This is a genomic window from Streptosporangium brasiliense (genome assembly GCF_030811595.1).
GTDB lineage: Bacteria > Actinomycetota > Actinomycetes > Streptosporangiales > Streptosporangiaceae > Streptosporangium > Streptosporangium brasiliense.
On record NZ_JAUSRB010000001.1, the window covers coordinates 1,949,355 to 1,965,782 of the forward strand.

At 72.2% G+C, this 16,428-nt stretch carries 12 protein-coding genes; 5 read left to right on the top strand and 7 right to left on the bottom strand.

All coding sequences use genetic code 11. The annotated features are described in order from the left end of the window. Positions 1–40: 40 nt before the first annotated feature. Positions 41–1,276 carry a YncE family protein gene (locus tag J2S55_RS08550; protein ID WP_306858517.1) on the bottom strand — a complete coding sequence of 412 codons (1,236 nt, stop codon included), beginning with the start codon at positions 1,274–1,276 and terminating at the stop codon, positions 41–43. A 258-nt stretch (positions 1,277–1,534) separates the two neighbouring features. On the opposite strand from J2S55_RS08550, the gene J2S55_RS08555 reads away from it, so the two are divergent. The 4 genes from J2S55_RS08555 (at position 1,535) to J2S55_RS08570 (ending at position 5,499) form a co-directional block, all read left to right on the top strand. Then, positions 1,535–1,660, top strand: a complete 126-nt coding sequence (locus J2S55_RS08555; RefSeq protein WP_306858518.1) for a hypothetical protein — start codon at positions 1,535–1,537, stop codon at positions 1,658–1,660. A gap of 12 nt (positions 1,661–1,672) precedes the next feature. After that, positions 1,673–3,607, top strand: coding sequence for an FUSC family protein (locus tag J2S55_RS08560; protein ID WP_306858519.1), 1,935 nt, complete (start codon positions 1,673–1,675; stop codon positions 3,605–3,607). A 267-nt stretch (positions 3,608–3,874) separates the two neighbouring features. Then, on the top strand, positions 3,875–4,243 hold the full coding sequence (locus J2S55_RS08565) for a BlaI/MecI/CopY family transcriptional regulator (RefSeq protein ID WP_306858520.1): 369 nt from the start codon (positions 3,875–3,877) through the stop codon (positions 4,241–4,243). A 245-nt stretch (positions 4,244–4,488) separates the two neighbouring features. Continuing rightward, the gene (locus J2S55_RS08570; protein ID WP_306858521.1) at positions 4,489–5,499 is read left to right on the top strand and encodes a coiled-coil domain-containing protein; all 1,011 of its coding nucleotides are present in this window, start codon (positions 4,489–4,491) and stop codon (positions 5,497–5,499) included. 36 nt (positions 5,500–5,535) lie between these two features. Here the strand turns inward: J2S55_RS08570 and J2S55_RS08575 are convergent, their stop codons facing one another. From J2S55_RS08575 to J2S55_RS08590, 4 genes are all read right to left on the bottom strand, one after another. Beyond that, a complete protein-coding gene (locus J2S55_RS08575) occupies positions 5,536–5,997 on the bottom strand; it encodes an SRPBCC family protein (protein ID WP_306858522.1) in 462 nt (153 codons plus the stop codon). Between the two features lie 283 nt (positions 5,998–6,280). Further along, entirely contained in the window at positions 6,281–11,770 is a 5,490-nt protein-coding gene (locus J2S55_RS08580; RefSeq protein WP_306858523.1) for an ATP-binding protein, read from the bottom strand. A gap of 790 nt (positions 11,771–12,560) precedes the next feature. Next, a complete protein-coding gene (locus tag J2S55_RS08585; RefSeq protein WP_306858524.1) occupies positions 12,561–12,923 on the bottom strand; it encodes a nuclear transport factor 2 family protein in 363 nt (120 codons plus the stop codon). 111 nt (positions 12,924–13,034) lie between these two features. Then, complete coding sequence (locus J2S55_RS08590; RefSeq protein WP_306858525.1) at positions 13,035–13,403, bottom strand: TipAS antibiotic-recognition domain-containing protein; 369 nt, start codon at positions 13,401–13,403, stop codon at positions 13,035–13,037. A 206-nt stretch (positions 13,404–13,609) separates the two neighbouring features. On the opposite strand from J2S55_RS08590, the gene J2S55_RS08595 reads away from it, so the two are divergent. Further along, positions 13,610–13,840: a hypothetical protein gene (locus tag J2S55_RS08595; RefSeq protein WP_306858526.1), complete on the top strand. Its 231-nt coding sequence runs from the start codon at positions 13,610–13,612 to the stop codon at positions 13,838–13,840. 168 nt (positions 13,841–14,008) lie between these two features. Here J2S55_RS08595 and J2S55_RS08600 read toward each other — a convergent pair whose 3' ends face one another. Then, positions 14,009–15,205: a cytochrome P450 gene (locus J2S55_RS08600; protein WP_306858527.1), complete on the bottom strand. Its 1,197-nt coding sequence runs from the start codon at positions 15,203–15,205 to the stop codon at positions 14,009–14,011. Between the two features lie 187 nt (positions 15,206–15,392). Continuing rightward, positions 15,393–16,428 (bottom strand): heavy metal translocating P-type ATPase (locus tag J2S55_RS08605; protein ID WP_306858528.1); only part of this gene is annotated, 1,036 nt, incomplete at its 5' end.

A 16,428-nucleotide genomic window follows, 5' to 3' on the forward strand; every position in this document is an offset into this window, starting at 1 on the left:
GCCGGCCGGACCGCGGGCGCCGACGTCCCCGGACGGGCTGTCAGCCCGCGGCGGGGTCCAGGGAGCCGATCACATCCTCGGGGACCTGTCCCGGCCGCTCACGCTGGGGGAAGTCGCCGACCGGCACCCGGGCCACCTCGCGCGCGGTGTCGTAGTCCACGACCGAGATCACGTCCTTCTCGCTGAGCGACACGAAGCAGCGTCGGCCGTCGGCGCCGGTGGTCGCCCAGTACGGCAGGCTGCCGGCGTCGTAGTGCACGTAGCCCCGCGTGGTCAGCCCGGGACGGTCGACGATCGCCACGTAGTCGTCGATCGTGCCCGCCACGCAGAGCTTGCCGTTGTCGCCCGACATCGCCATGCCATGGTGCGCGGAGTTCTGCGGGTAGTCGTCGGCGGCGAGCCTCCCGCCCGCCTCGCTGAAGGGCATCTCGACCTTCCGGGTGATCTTCCCGGTGACCAGGTCGACCTCGGCGAAGCCGTTGAGATAGGAGAACTGGGCGTACATCGTCCTGTTGTCGGGAGTGAACACCGCGGGGCGGATGCCGTACTCGAAGGTGTGTTTCCTGATCACCTTGAGCGTGGCGGCGTCCACGACCGTGAGCTGCCTGCCGCCCTTGAGGGCGTTCAGCGCCCTGGGCAGGGAGGTGACGCCGATGCTGGAGTTGTACAGGAACCTGCCGTCGGGGGAGTAGTCGTTGGCGTGCGGATAGGTCCCGGTCGGGATGTCGGTGACGAGCGCGCCGGTGGCGGTGTCGATCACCTGCGCCGCGGAGGCGGTCGTCGCCGACACGATGAAGTGCCTGCCGTCGGCGGAGAGCGCCGCGTGGTCGGCCTTGAAGCCCTCGATCTTGTAGCGCCACAGCATCCTCCGGCCGGCGATGTCGAAGGCCACCGCGTCAGACAGGTTGCCGCGGGAGACGTACAGGGTGCGCCCGTCGGGGGACAGCGCCATGTCGTCGACGAGCTTGCGGTATCCCTGGATCCGGTTGACCGCCTCGTAGCCGGCGCGCTCGACCGGGTTCATCGCCCTCAGGCGCTCGTCCAGATCGGGGACCGCGTCGAAGGAGCCCAGGTTGCGGTAGGTGGCGCTGTCGACGAAGCTGACCGTCCCGCCCTGCGCGTTGCCCACCAGGAGCACCTCGCGCGCCGGCGCCGACCGGGCGGCGGAGGCGGGGCCGGCGAGGGCCGCCAGCAGCATGGTGGCCGCGGCGAGCGGCATGACGGACTTCATGGAAGGTGCGCGCACGGTGTCGCCGTCCTCTCGGTCGATGGGCACTTCCGTGAGCTCGCGCCGCGGGACCGGCCGCTGTGGTCGGCGGGGGGAGAGCGGAGCGCGCCGGCGACCGGATCCGTTCAGGCGAGAACGCTACAGGCGGGCGCGGGCGGGCGCTTGTGGGGGCGTCAGCAATTCGCGGGAGGAGATTGTCGGCGCCTGACAACCCGGTCAGCGCGGCGGGCCGGGCCGCGGGACGGTCAAGTGTTCGTCGGTGAACATGGGGATAAGCCGGACGGACGGAGGGGTAGGAGAGCGCCCGTGAAGGGCGAAGCGAACGCCACGGGCCCGCACGTCCCCGCCCCGGCGGAGGCCCGGCCGCCGTCCCGCCGGGACGGGCCGGGCGCCCCGGGCGGGCCGGACGGCCCCGGCGGGCCGGTGCGCTGAGCGCGGCGAGCGATGTCACCAGTCTTCCGGCGGGCCGCCGACCGGCTGACCGACGCCGCCCCGGGCTGGCTGCTGGAGGCGGTACGGCCGGCGCCGGCGGCGCTCCGGTGGGGACCGATGCTCCGCATGGCCGTGGGCGTGACCACCCCGCTCCTTGTGGGACTCGCCGCCGGGCAGATCGCGCTCGGCCTGCTGCCGTCCATGGGCGTCATGTCCACCTCGATGGCCGACCGGGGCGGGTCCTACCGCGCCAGGATCATCCTGATGTGCGCGGCCGGCTCCGCCGGGGCGCTGGGATATCTCACCGGGGCGCTGGTGCGCGGCGACGGCTGGTGGACGGTGCTGGTCGTGACGGCCGTCTCGGCGCTGTCCGCGCTGATCAGTACGGCTGGGGCCGCGGGGTCGGCGGCCGGGCTCCAGCTCCTGGTGATGACCGTGCTCGGCACCGGCATCCCGGTCCCGGGGCCGCCCGGCCCGAACACGCTGAAATTCCTGCTGGGCGCGGTGTGGGCCCTCGCGCTGGCGCTGGCCGGCTGGCCGCTGCGCCCCCGGGCGGCGGAGGAGGCCGCGGTCACCGCGGCCTACCACGCCCTCAGCCGGCTGTTCGCCGATCACGGCCGCGACGGGCTGAAGGCGTTCGACACCGCCCTCAAGAGCGGCTACGACACGGTGCTCAGCGCTCGCTCCGCGGCGGCCGGGACCGATCCCGAGCGCACCCGCCTGGTCGCCCTGCTGAACCAGTCCTCGCTGATCCGCAACGCGCTGATCTCGCTGTGCCAGGAGGAACGGGAGCCGCCGGAGGAACTGGCGGTCGCCGTGGCGGGGGTCACCGACATGCTCGCCGGCGGGCCCGAGCCGCGGGGGCCGCGGCAGGAGTACGGCTCACCGGCCCTGCGCGCCCTGCACTCGGCCGTGCGGGGCGCCGCCGAGCTGGCCTCCGGCGGTGACATCGCGGCCGGCCAGGTGCCCTACGAGCCGGTCGGGCACCGCCGGCGGCTCCGGATGCTGTGGGAGAGGATGTGGTACGGGCACCTGGCCCGCGTCTACACGGTCCGGCTCGTGCTCTGCATGGGCGTCGCCGGAGCGGTGAGCGAGTCCGGCTGGTTCGAGCGGTCCTACTGGCTGATGCTGACCGTCGCGCTGGTGCTCAAACCCGACTTCGGGTCGGTGTTCGCGCGGGCCGTGCAGCGCGCGCTCGGGACGCTCGCGGGGACGCTGATCGGCACGGTGGTGCTCCTGGTGGTGCCGTACGGCCCGGCGCTGCTGATCCCGATCGCCGTCTTCGCGGCGCTCATGCCGTACGGCATGCAGCGCAACTGGGGCATGATGTCGGCCTTCCAGGCGCCGCTGGTGCTGCTCCTGGTGGACCTGCTGACCCGCGGCGGCCCGAAGCTGGCGGAGGTCCGCCTGGTGGACACCCTGGCCGGCTGCGCCATCGTCCTGCTGCTGGGATATCTGCCATGGCCGGCGAGCTGGGAGGCACCGGTCGGGCCGAGGTTCGCCGACGCGGTGTCGGCCACCGCGCGCTACCTGCGGCACGCCTTCGACCCGGAGGACCCCGGGAGGGCGCTGCTCCGCCGCCAGGCGTACGACGCCTTCGCCGACCTGCGGACGGTCTTCCAGCGGGCGGTGACCGAGCCACGTGTGGTCAGCCGGCGCATCACCACCTGGATGCCCGCGATGACCGCGCTGGAACGGGTGGCCGACGCGACCGCCGCCACCGTCGCGCGGACCGAGCACGGGGCGCCGCCGCCGTCGGAGGCGGCCGTCCAGGCGCTGGTGACCTCCCTGGAGGGCATCGCCTCCGACGTCCGCGCGGGTCGGGCGCCGCGGAGACCCGAGCTCGCCGACGAGGAGGCCCTGGAACGGGTGAACTCCGCCGTCTCGAGCCTGCGTGACACCGTGTCGGGAGACCATTCGGGCACCGGCGAGGCGAGGAACGGATAGTCGCCGGGCGGGGCCGGCCCGAGCGCGGGCGGGCTCTACTATCGATGATAGGAGCGAAGCCGAGGAGGCCGACGGACACCGTGCTCCCGGAGGCCGAGACGCCGTACCGCCGGGAGGGCGAGACGGCTCGGGAGCGGCCCGCTGCGTGGTCGAGGGGCCCTCCCCGGGCCGCCGGTCACCGCGCCGGCCCGCGCCGCGCGGGCATGGCGGGTGTCTACGACGGCAGGTAGCATCGAACGGTCCGCGGGTAGATGGGAGTCGCGCGCGATGCGTGGTCTGGGAGACCTGGAGTCCGCGATCATGGACCGGATGTGGTCCTATCACCGGCCCGCGTCGGTCCGGGACGTGCTGGAGGACCTCCGCCGCGGACGGGAGATCGCCTACACCACGGTCATGACCGTGATGGACAAGCTGCACACCAAGGGCCTGCTGCGCCGGCGGCCGGTCGGCCGGGCCTACATCTACGAGGCGGTGGCCAGCAGAGAGGCCCACACCGCCCAGCTCATGCGCGACGCCCTCGCCTCCGGCGGCAACCAGGCGGCCACCCTTGTGCACTTCCTGGAACGGCTGACCCCCGAGGAGTCGGCCGCCCTGGAGGCCGCGCTCCGGGTCTACCCGCCCGGCGGCCGCCCGTGACGGCCGCCACGACGCAATCCCTCCCCGGCAGGACGGATCGCCGCCGGCGCTGACGCCCGGTGGCAGGGGCGACGGTGCGGGCCGCGGCGGTTCCCCGGCGAACATCTCCGTCGTAGGCGCCAAACGTCGGATTTGGCACAACAGCCGCCATGGGGGCATCATCCTCTACTACCGTCCATCGGACGAAGGGCAGCCCGGCTCGACGCGCTGGAGCGGGTGCCCGTACCTTCGGGGAAGGGAGAAGCGTGACGGCTGCGTCCCGCGGGATCCGGCGTCACGACGCACTTCGAGCCCTGCTCTCGGCGTTCACCGCCGTGCTCCTGTGCGCCTGCATGGTCTCGGCCGGCCATGCCGCGCCCAAGCCCAGCGCCAAGAAGCTCCGCAAGGAGCTGGCGCAGCTGCAGAAGCAGTCCGAGACCATGATCGCCGAATACCACGCCGGCCGGGTCGAGCTGCAGAAGGTGGAGAAGTCCGAGAAGGTGGCGCGCGGCAACCTCGAACGCGCGCAGCGGCAGTTCGACAGCGCCGCGGCCGAGATCCGCCTGCTGGCCGCCGAGCAGTACCGCGCCGGCAGGATGGGGATGACCGCGGCGCTGCTGGTCAACACCGATCCCGGCGCCATGCTCAACCGTCTGGCGCTCACCCAGCAGCTCATCCGCGAGCAGGACGCCAAGCTGCAGGGGTTCGCCAAGATCCGTGACTTTCACCGGGCGGCGCGGACGGCGGCCGACGAACGCGCCGAGCAACTGCGCGCGTCGCTCAAGAAGCTCGACGGCCAGAAGAAGCGCGCGGAGAAACTGATCGGCCAGATCAAGGACAGGATCGACCGGCTCTACCCCACTCCGGGGCTGCGCAGGGCCGACGGTTCGTGGGTCCCCCAACTGCCGTCGGGGCCGGACAACATCACGCCGCGGATGCGGCTGGTCCGGCAGCTGATCGCGCAGCGCTTCGGCCCGCGCTTCGGGATCGGCTGCTACCGGGCCGACGGCGGCATCGCCGGCGGCGGGGAGCACCCACTGGGCCGCGCCTGCGACTTCATGCTCAGCACCGGCGGCGGCATGCCCTCAGCAGCGGAGACCAATCGCGGTCACCAGATCGCGGCCTGGGCCATCAAGAACGCCCGGCGGCTGGGCATCATGTACATCATCTTCCGCCAGCGGATCTGGCACGTCCGCACCGGCACCTGGCGGATGATGTCCGACCGCGGCGGCACCACCGCCAACCACTACGACCACCCCCACATCTCGGTGTACTAGCAGGGCGAACATCGCCTGACGCGGCGGCAGCGAGGGCTACCGCTCCGCGTAGGCGGCGAGGTTCGTCAGGGAGGAGGCGAGCCCCGCGGCGTGGTCGTCCGCGGAGATGCCGTCCGGGACGTCCCCGGCGACGACGTCGACGCGCGTCCCCGCTCCGACGGCGGTGACCTCCCAGGTCATGGTCATCGTGCCGGCGTAGGCGGGATCGTCGGAGACGAAGTCCACCGCCTGCACGACCCGCACGCCGGGGACGATGTCGACGAAGCGAGCCTCGACGACGTCGGAATCCACGGTCGCCTTGCCGGGCGCGCCGGAAGCGTCGGAATAGGTCAGCACCAACCGGTACGAACCGCCCGGCCGGCCATCGAATCGCTCGAATCTGCCGGTCATCCCGGCTGGAGGGAGCCATGCCGTGAGCGCCTCGCGATCGACGAGTGCGGCCCAGACGCGATCGGCTGGCGCAGCGATCACCCGCGACGCCCTGTCCGTACGTGGCATGGCGCGACCCTAGCACCCTCGCGCGCCTCTACATGAGCGGCGCTTCGCCGTGCACGGCGCTGTATGACCATGCACCCGCCGCCCGCTCGGAGGCATCCCACACCTTGCGGCGGACGGGCGAGGACCTCAGGTCCCAGGACCGTCCCGCCTCCCGCCGACCGCCCGGCCCGGCCTGTACGGCCGGCGATATCGGATGGATTCTCCGCGATCACTACCGGCCCCCGGACGCGGGAAGCCGGACGCCCGCCTCGAAAAGGCGCGGGCGTCCGGCCTCAGGACCAGGTCAGGCCTGTCGGGCAAGGCCCTTCTCGACCGCCTCGATGATCTGCGGCCGCAGCTCGGCGCAGCTGATGATCGCGTCCACCGAGCCGACGTCGACCGCCCGCTGGATGCTGTGCACCCGGTCGAACTCGGTGGCCACCTCGGTGAGCTTCTCGGCCCGCACGGACGATCGCAGCTCGGCCAGTTCGGCGGCCAACGCGGCCCGCGTGGCAGCCGGCGCCTCCGCGACACGGGCGGCGAGCGCGAGAACGCGGGGGTCGTTGCCGGTCCGCTTGTCGACGTCGCGCGAGAAGACCACCGCGGCGGCCGGAGCACCGCCGAGCACCGAGGCGAACGAGCCCTCGACCGCGAGCACGGTCATGTTCGGGTTGAGGGCCTTGGAGAACACCACGAACGCGCCGCCGTGGTATCGAGAGATCACGCAGAACACGATGGGGCCCTTGAAGTTCACCACCGCGCGGCCGATCTCCGCGCCGTACTCCAGCTGCAGCCTGCGCATCGACTCGGGCGACCCGTCGAACCCTGACAGGTTGGCCAGCACGACCAGCGGACGGTTCCCGCTGGCGGCGTTGATGGCCCGAGCGGCCTTCTTGGACGACTGCGGGAACAAGGTGCCCGCGGTGTAGGTGTCCGGGCCGTCGGTGGGGGGGAATCCGCGGCGCGGCACGGACCGGGACTCGATGCCCAGCAGGCACACCGGCCGGCCACCGAGGTGGACATCCTGGACCACGGCGGTGTCCGCCTCGGCCATGCCCGCCCACCGCTCCAGCACCGGGTGGTCCTGATCGGACAGCGCGCGCATGACTGTGCGGATGTCGAACGGCTTCTTGCGGTCCGGGTTGGACTCGACGGAGAAGATCTGGCCCACTGTCGTGAAGTCGCTGTCCGGCACGGCGTGCGGGAACGTCGAGACGTCGCGGTCCACCGGGTCGTCGGTGGCCGTCGTGCGCGGCCGGCTCTCCCCCGGTGCGACGTAGCTGTGGTCGTAGTGCGACATCAGGATCTCCCGCGCGCCGCGGATGTCCGGCGCCCAGTACTGAGCCTGGCCGTTCGGGCCCATGATCCGGTCGTAGCCGCCGATGCCGTGGTTGTCCTCGGCCGACACCCCGCCGGAGAAGTCGAGCGACTGCTTGCCCGTCAGCACCATCGCGGAGTCGGGTGTCATCACCAGGATGCCCTTGGTGTGCATGAGCATCGTGGCCTCGGCGTTCCAGTACGGCTGGGCGCCGACGTTGATGCCCGCGACCACGACGTTGATCTCGCCGCCGTCCTGGGTGAAGTTCACGATCCGCTTCAGCGCGGCCGCCACCCAGTCCATGTTCTCGGTGCCGGACGACATCGAGATCCGGGCGCCCGCGGAGAGCGCGAACCACTCCAGCGGCACCCGCATCCGCTCGGCCAGGTCGAGCGCGGCGATCACCCGCGCGCACTCGGGCTCGGACAGCGCGCCGAGCGCCTTCGTCGGGTCGCCCAGCAGCACGACGCGGGTCATGCCCTCCGGGTGGCGCGGCGTGGGCGTGCTGACGACACCCGCGACGAGCGCGGCGGTGTTGCGCCCCTTGGGCCGGTCCACCGGCACCAGGTTCGAGTGCTCGTCCAGGTCGTACTCGGTGAACGAGCCGGACGGTCCGGCGAGCATGCCGGTCAGCTCGTACGGGTGGTGCGTGCCGCGGCTGTGCGCGCGCAGCACGTCCTGGCGGTAGTCGTCCAGCGGCTCGATGGGCTCGGTCGGCGGCGGCCCGACGGACAGTTGCACGCCCGAACTCATGTCATAGCCGATCCGGACGGCGATGTCGACGAGCTCACCGGTGGCGCTGTCGCGGCGCCTGCCGAGGAACAGCACCTCCTCCAGGCCCGCACCCGCCGTCGTCGGCAACACGCGCCTGGCCACGGTGTTCAGGTCGTCCGGTGAGAGGTCGGTCGGCGGCCACACGTAGATGACGATCCGGTTCGTGGCGGACGTCTTCGCGCCGGGCTTCTTGGCCCGGCGGATCGCGTCGAGGCACGTGGCCAGGATGTCCTCGGCCGCGGGCAGCGCGACGAGCCTGCCCTCGTCGTCACGCAACGGGGTCAGGTCGCGGACCTGCCCCAGGGCGACCAGGCGCTCGTCGGACGGGTTCTGCCGTGCCGCGGCCCGGAAGAGGTAGACCTCCTCGTCGGGCGAGGGCAGCCGGGTGAGGTCGAAGTCGCGCAGCCGCTCCAGCTGCATGCGCTCGGCGATGCGCGGGTGCAGACCGCGCAGCAGCCGCTCCTCCACGAAGCCGTCCGCGGACGGCCGGAAGGTGAAGTGGTGGTGCATCACGGCGCCGCTGTTGCCCGCGACGGTCGTGGTGATGCGGTCGATCCGGTCCGACGGCTGCTGCGCGGCCAGGACCTCGCGCAGGCGCGCGGCCATCTCGTCGGGGTCGCTCGGACCGTCCGACCAGGTCAGGTAGAGGTCCGCCACCAGCGCGCCGTCACCGGCGAACTCGTCGACCGCCTTGACCGCCTGGGCCAGCGCCAGGAAGTCGACCGCGGTGGTCACGACGCGGCCTCCGCCGGCCGCGGTGAGGTGGTCGGCGACGACGAACGTGCAGCCCACCGCCTTGCTCACCCGGATGTCGCTGAGCGCGCGGTTGCCGTAGTAGCGGCGGCTCAGCACCTCCAGCAGCGGCACGGGGTCCGTGCCCTCGCGGCCGATCCGCCGGCCGACCAGCCGGACGAGCGGCTCGGGACTGGCGACCATCGCGGAGATCCGCTCGGCCCGGTCGGGCGCGTCCGGATGGTGGTCGAGGTGGCGCAGGTGCTTGCGCACGGCCGTGTAGACCTTGGCGCGGGTGCGGCGCAGCAGCGGTTGGGCGAACCAGGCGAACACGACGCCGCGCGCCAGGTCCGCGACGGCCGGGAACCGGACCTGGGTGGCGGCGACCAGGTGCTCCAGCGCCAGGCCGACGGTGACGCGGTCCGCCTCGGCGGGCGGGGCCTCGTTCACCCACTGGCGCAGCAGGGCCGTCACCACGGCGACGTCGGCGGCGGCGCGCTGCTGGGCCAGGAAGATCCGGAAGACCGCGTCCTCCAGCTCCGGCGTGCGGTCCAGGCCCTCGACGCCGTAGCGGGACAGCACCTGCGTGAGCCGCTGCTGGAAGCTGTCCGACAGCCCGGACCGGTCCGAATCGAGGTACCGCAGGTAGGTGTGGAAGTATTCGCGGGGGCTGTGCACCGAGGAGGCGGACTTCGACTCCTCGCCGGCGGGCCGGTTGCGGCTCAGTTCGCTCAGGTCGGCGAACAGGCGCAGCAGCTCGACCTCACCGGCCAGCTCGTGTCCGCCCTCCGCGACGAGCTCGGCGCGCGCGGCCAGATAGTCGGCGAGCAGGCGCTTGTCGTCCCGGGGGTCGATGTCGAAGCCCAGCAGCAGGCTGCGCAGGTCCTGCAGAGCGCGCGCGGCCCGCTCGGCGGCGGGCACGTCCACCGGCTCGGAGGGCAGGTCCAGCTCGGCTTCCTTCGCCGCGGCCGCGGGGTCGGCCGCCTCGTCGCCGTCACCCAGCGGCTCCAGGCGGAGCAGGCGGGCGCCCGCCTCCACCTGGCTGCCGAGCGACACCGCGAGCTCCCGCACGCGGCCGCGGAACGGCGCGCGCAGCACGGTCTCCATCTTCATGCTCTCGACCACGAGCAGCGGCGCGCCGGCCTCGACCTCGTCGCCCACCTGCAGCGGTGTGGCCACCACGAGCGCGGGCACGGGCGAGCGCACGATGCCGCCCTCGTCGCGGCTGATCCGGTGCGTGACGCCGTCGACCTCGACCAGGTGGATCGGGCCGTGAGTGCTCGTGACGACTTTGAATCGGACGCCGTTCACGGTGATCTGGCCGCTGTGCTCGTCGAAGCGCTCGATGCCGACGTCGGCCGCGTGCTCGGGGCCGCCCGCCGAGATGCCGATGCGGAACCGGTGGCCACCGATGCGGGCGACCTGGACGCGGTAGCCGACGTCGCGGAGCTTGAGCTCCAGCGCGCGGCCGCTGTCGTGCTGCGACTGCGGACGGCCGCCGTGCGCGGTGGACAGGAAGCGCTGGCGCGTCACGGCCTCCTCGTCCTCGTAAGCCTCGACGGCGGCGGCGATCAGCGCGATCGCGGAGTGCCGGTGCGACACGAGGGCGCCCTGGGCGCGCACGCGGTCGATCCAGCCGGTGTCGGCGGACCCGTCGATCACCGCGGGCTCGTCGAGCAGCATGCGGACGAAGCCCTTGTTCGTCACGCCGCCCTCGATGATGACGGTCGTCTGGGTCATCGCGCGGCGCAGGCGGGCCAACGCCTCCGTGCGGTCACGGCCGTGGGCGATGATCTTGGCGATCATCGAGTCGAAGTCGGCGGGGATCGCGTCGCCCTCGCTGAACCCGGTGTCCACCCGGATGCCGGGGCCGCTGGGCAGCGCCAGCCGCGTGATCCGGCCGGGCGAGGGTGCGAAGTCGCGGTCGGGGTCCTCGGCGTTGAGGCGCGCCTCAACGGCGTGCCCCCACTCCTCGGGCGCGTCGCCTTCGAGCTTGCCGCCCGCCGCGATGTGCAACTGGGCCTTCACCAGGTCGACGCCGGTGGTGATCTCGGTGATCGGGTGCTCGACCTGCAGGCGCGTGTTGACCTCTAGAAAGGCGAACAGCCGCTCACCGGGGTGGTAGAGGAACTCGATGGTGCCCGCGCCCTGGTAGCCCACCGCGAGCACGAGCCGCTCGGCCGAGGCCTTCAGCTCGGCGACCTGCTCGGCGTCGAGGACCGGGGAGGCGGACTCCTCGATGATCTTCTGGTTGCGCCGCTGCACGGAGCAGTCGCGCACGCCCAGCGCCCACGCGGTGCCCTGCCCATCCGCGATGACCTGTACTTCGACGTGCCGGGCGCCCGTCACCAGGCGCTCCAGGAACACGACGCCACTGCCGAACGCGCGCGCGGCCTCCTGGCGCGTCAGCTCGTAGGCCCGGGTCAGCTCGTCGGCGTTGGCGACCATCCGGATACCACGACCACCGCCGCCCGCGGTCGCCTTCAGCATCAACGGGTAGCCGATCCGGTCCGCCGCCGCCTTCGCCTCCTCCAGCGTCTCCACCGGACCGCGGCTCCACGGCGCGACGGGCACGCCGACCTCTTCGGCGATCAGCTTCGAGCCGATCTTGTCGCCCAGCTTGCGCATCGCCTCGGCGCTCGGGCCGACGAACGTCACGCCGATCCCGGCGCACAGGTCGGCGAACGCCGGGTCCTCCGCCACGAAGCCCCAACCGACCCAGGCCGCGTCCGCACCGGTCTCGACCAGGGCTTTCTTGAGTACGGCGTGGTCCAGATAGGGCCGGTCCGCCGCGGGCCCCAAGTCGTAGGCGATGTCCGCCTCACGGACGAACGTGGCCGTCCGGTCGGAGTCCGTGTACAGGGCGACGGTCTCGATCCGTGTCCCTGTCTCCGCGGCTAGGTCCCGAACGGCGTGGATGAGCCGCATGGCGGCTTCACCGCGGTTGACGATGGCGACACGACTGAACACTGAGCAGGCCTTTCGAAGACGGTGAACATGGCGGCTACCCTCGCCCCGACCGGGGTACATACTCTTGGCTGCCCCCGGGATGCCGAAATGGCGGGGACTAAGCGTGTTTCGCGGCCGGAGTTGTGGGGATCGCACAGACGCATCCACCGGGATGGTGTGGCATGCGGCTGATGTGATCTTGGTCGCGCAGCGGCTCATGGACTCGGAGCCCGTTCCCGACCAGCCGCGGCCGAGGGGGTCCGTTTGTCAGGAAGCGACAAAGGCGGTAGGTGGGCCCGCTCTGGTGCCGGACATGATCCGATGGTGTTCGGAGGGTCTTCGGCGGGTCCGGAACCGGCCTGAGGTCCACATTGAGTTGATCTTGATGCGGGGCCGCGGGGTGCGCTGCCCAGGGTGTGTCCGGCCGCTGACGCCTCACCCGGCGTAGGTTCGGTCCAGTCGTGCGACGCCGAACCTCTGCCGATGCGCAGTCCGCGCCGGTGCGCGGCGCTGCTCTGCCGCGCATGTTGGCGTCTGCCGCCGTCACCGCTCTGCCCCTGCCGGAGTCATGGAAGTCCTGTGCCGAGCGCGCTGACCTGACGCCTGCCCGCTGCCGGTTACCTTGAAACCCTAACCGACGCGGACATATGAAGGGGCCAGGCGTGAGTGCCCGGCCTGTCGAGCTGGTCTGCCGAGCCGGTCATCGATCTTCACCTGCAGTGCGGTCAGAAGGTGTCGACATCTGTCGTCACAGACGGATCGTCGGCACCTTCGCCGTTCCCGGACCCCGAACGGCTCAGGACATACCCGTTCAGGCCATGTAGACGGGGGCGAGGTCGACGAATATGCGGTAGTCCGTGATCAGGCCGTCGTCGCGGGTGCGCCAGATCGACACGGCTACGACGCTGACATCCTTGCCGTCGAGCCGCCGGTAGGTCACCTCGGTCTCGGCGATGATGTCGGCGTCCACCTGCCAGTTCCTGACGATCCGGTGCCGCAGGCCGCCGATGGTGGAGAAGAACGCGCGCAACCCGGCGGCGATGGCCTCACGTCCCGCCATCGGCTCGGCGTTGCCGAACGCCAACGTGGCGTCCTCGGCCAGCAACCGCACGAACTCGCCGGGGTCGAACGAGTCGACTGACTGGAAGACGCGTCGCACCACATCGTCGGTCATGCCGATCCTTCCTCGCGCGGTCGGGATCACTGGTGGGGACGATACGGGGCCGAGGGCGACGCGCAACTGTCGCCGAGGTGGGTATCTCGTCGCCGCAAGGCTCGCCGAAGGTCATCCGGCCTGCCGGGCCCGCTCCAGGTAGTGGACCAGGTCGCGCATCCGGTCCACGGGCCACGGCAGGTTCCGGCCGAGTTCCTCGCTGTTCTCCCGCCACATCGTCCGTGCCGCGGCCCTGGTCCGCTCTCCGCCGTCGCCGTCGCCGTGGAACCGGCCCCCCAGCGCGTCCCAGCGGCCGACCAGGGCCTGCACCCGCGGATCGTCGGCGGGGGTGCCGTCCTGGACGTGCCGCAGGAGCTCCTCGACGAGCCCGGCCCATTCGGTCCTGGCCGCCTCGACGGCTTCCGGGCCGAGGCCGGCCCGGCGCCGGGCCAGTTGCTCCCGCTGTTCTGCCGTGAACGAGGTCTCGAACACAGAGATCATCTCCAATGCCGTCATGAACTGGTCCGGATCGGGCATCGACGCGCTGTCGATCTGCTCCAGCAGCCCGCGGAGCTGGTGCGTGAGCTGCTGGATCCGTCCGCTTGGAGAGGGCCGCCGGTCTCGCCCCCGCCGATGGCGCCGCGGTGGGGGAGGCGCCGGTTAGCGTGGAGTGCGGGGCGCGGTGCCCCGGTCCCGGTCAGGAGGTCATGGTGCCGGAAGGGCGTGAGGACACGCAGGCCGCCGAGGCGGTCGGCGGATCCGGTGAGCAGGTCCACGAATACGTCGTCGACCGGGTCAGGGACGTGACCCGCGGAGGAAAGATCGTGTTCGACGCCCCCGGCGGGGGTGTCGACACCGGGCTGCGGCGGCTGATCCCGGTGACCTATGACGTCGTCCTCGACCAGCCGGAGGTCAAGGAGACCGGAGAGGACAAGTGAGCCCGCGGCCGCCGGAACCTGGCGGCCGCCGGTGCACGCCGGGGCCACGGCATGCGCGGAGCCCCGGCCCGTGTGACCCGGTCCGCGTGACCCCGGCCGGCCGGGCGCCGGAAGCGTCCGCGTTCACCCGATGAGACGCCTACCGGCCGATGAGACGCCTGCCCCGGGTCACCACGCGACCTCCAGGGTCGTCAGGCCGTACACGATGTGGAAGGAGCGGAAGTGCGCCTCGGGGGAGACGGGGCGCAGCTCGGGGAAGCGCTGGAGCAGGGCGGGGAAGGCGATCCGCATCTCCATCCGCGCCAGCGGCGCGCCCAGGCAGTGGTGCACGCCGTGGCCGAAGGCCACGTGACCGGGCGCGCCCCGCGTGATGTCGAAGGCGTCCGGGTCGGGCATGAGCGCGGGGTCGCGGTTGGCGGCGGGCAGCGCGCACATCACCAGCTCGCCGGGCCCGATCGTCTGGCCCGCCAGCTCGACCTCCGTGGTGGTCAGCTTGGCCGTGCCGGAGTGGACGATGCTGAGCCAGCGCAGCAGCTCCTCCACCGCCGCGTCGATCCGCTCGGGCTCCTTCCTGAGCAGCTCCAGCTGGTCGGGGTTGCGCAGCAGGGCCAGCGTGCCCAGCCCGAGCATGTTGGAGGTCGTCTCGTGACCGGCCAGCAGCAGCAGGCTGCCGATGCCGGTGAGCTCGTCCGTCGTCAGGTCGTCGCCGTGCTCGCGCACCAGCATCCCGAGCAGCTCCTCGCCCGGGTCGGCCTGGATGCGGGAGACCAGCTCCCTCATGTACGCGCGCGACTCCCGCTGCACCGCCAGGCGCTCCTCGATGGGCACCGACACGTCGAGCATCCGGCTGGTCCTGCGCTGGAAGTCCTCCCGGTCGGCGTACGGCACGCCCAGCAGTTCGCAGATGACCAGCGACGGGACCGGCAGCGCGAACGACGACACCAGGTCGGCCGGCGAGCCCGCGCTCTCCATGGCGTCCAGATGCTCGTCGACGATGCGCCTGATCCGCGGTTCCAGCCGCCGCATCCGGCGGATGGTGAACTCCGGCGTCAGGATCCGGCGCAGCCGGGTGTGCTCGGGAGGGTCGAACGCGAGCAGGTTGCCCGCCCGCATCGCGGCGATCTCCTCCGGGCTCAGCTTCGGCGCGTCCGGCATGCGGATGGCGCTCTGCTGGGCGATGCCGAACCGCTCGGCGTCGCCCAACACCGCGCGCACGTCCGCGTAGCGGGTGACCAGCCAGGCGTCGACGCCGAACGGCGTGCTGACGCGCCTGACCCCCTCCCCGTCGCGCAGCGCCGCCAGTTCCGGATCAGGATCGAACCCTGCCCGCCGCATGTGCAGCGGCAGAGTCGGAGACTCGCTCATGCAACCCCCTGGATGACTCGCCGTCCAGACCGCTCTCGCACAAAACGGTAGCAACCTATCGTTTATCTGCAAGGGATCTCCGCGAATTGGGAGGGTCGCCGCCTGCCCATACCCCGGACAGCGGCGTGACGGCCCCCGGCGTCAGGCTGGAGGCCGTCACGGCGCCTTGCTCGTTTGAACCGGCGGCTTACTTGAAGCCGCGCAGCCGCAGGCTGTTGGTCACCACGAAGACCGAGGAGAAGGCCATCGCGGCTCCGGCGATCATCGGGTTGAGCAGGCCGAGGGCGGCCAGCGGGAGGGCGGCCACGTTGTAGGCGAAGGCCCAGAACAGGTTGCCCTTGATGGTGCGCAGGGTGCGGCGGGACAGGCGGATCGCGTCGGCGGCCACCCGCAGGTCGCCGCGGACCAGGGTGAGGTCGGAGGCCTCGATGGCCGCGTCGGTGCCGGTGCCCATGGCCAGGCCGAGGTCGGCCTGGGCGAGCGCGGCGGCGTCGTTGACGCCGTCGCCGACCATGGCCACCGACCGGCCCTCGGCCTGCAGGCGCTTGACCACGTCGACCTTGTCGGCGGGCAGCACCTCGGCGATCACCTCGTCGATGCCCACCTCGGCCGCCACGGACCGGGCGACGGCCTCGTTGTCGCCGGTGAGCAGGACCGGGGTCAGTCCCAGGCCGCGCAGCTGCCTGATCGCCTCCGCCGAGGTCGGCTTGACGGTGTCGGCGACGGTGAGGACCGCGCGGGCCCGGCCGTCCCAGCCGACCGCGACGGCGGTACGGCCGGCCGCCTGGGCCTCGGCCAGCTTGCGCTCCAGCTCGGCGGGCAGGTGCTGGGACCACTCGGCCAGCAGGCGGGGGCGGCCGACGAGGACGGCGTGCCCGTCGACGGTGCCCTGGACGCCGAGCCCTTCGACGTTGGCGAAGTCCTCCGGCGCGGGCAGCTCGCCCACCTGGTCGGCGGCGCCCCGGGCGATGGCCTGGGCGATGGGGTGCTCGGAGGCGTGCTCCAGGGCGCCGGCCAGGCGCAGCACCTCGGCGCGGTCCTCGCCGTCGGCGAGGTGCACCTCGGCCAGGGTCATCCGGCCCTCGGTGACGGTGCCGGTCTTGTCGAGCACGACGGTGTCGATGGCGCGGGTGGACTCCAGCACCTCGGGTCCCTTGATCAGGATGCCGAGCTGGGCGCCGCGGCCGGTGCCCACCAGCAGCGCGGTGGGGGTGGCCAGGCCC

Coding starts and splice junctions, on each gene's coding strand:
- J2S55_RS08600 (WP_306858527.1), bottom strand. CDS start 15,205: ATGAGCGAGTCTCCGACTCTGCCGCTGCACATGCGGCGGGCAGGGTTC.
- J2S55_RS08560 (WP_306858519.1), top strand. CDS start 1,673: ATGTCACCAGTCTTCCGGCGGGCCGCCGACCGGCTGACCGACGCCGCC.
- J2S55_RS08565 (WP_306858520.1), top strand. CDS start 3,875: ATGCGTGGTCTGGGAGACCTGGAGTCCGCGATCATGGACCGGATGTGG.
- J2S55_RS08585 (WP_306858524.1), bottom strand. CDS start 12,923: ATGACCGACGATGTGGTGCGACGCGTCTTCCAGTCAGTCGACTCGTTC.
- J2S55_RS08575 (WP_306858522.1), bottom strand. CDS start 5,997: ATGCCACGTACGGACAGGGCGTCGCGGGTGATCGCTGCGCCAGCCGAT.
- J2S55_RS08590 (WP_306858525.1), bottom strand. CDS start 13,403: ATGATCTCTGTGTTCGAGACCTCGTTCACGGCAGAACAGCGGGAGCAA.
- J2S55_RS08595 (WP_306858526.1), top strand. CDS start 13,610: ATGGTGCCGGAAGGGCGTGAGGACACGCAGGCCGCCGAGGCGGTCGGC.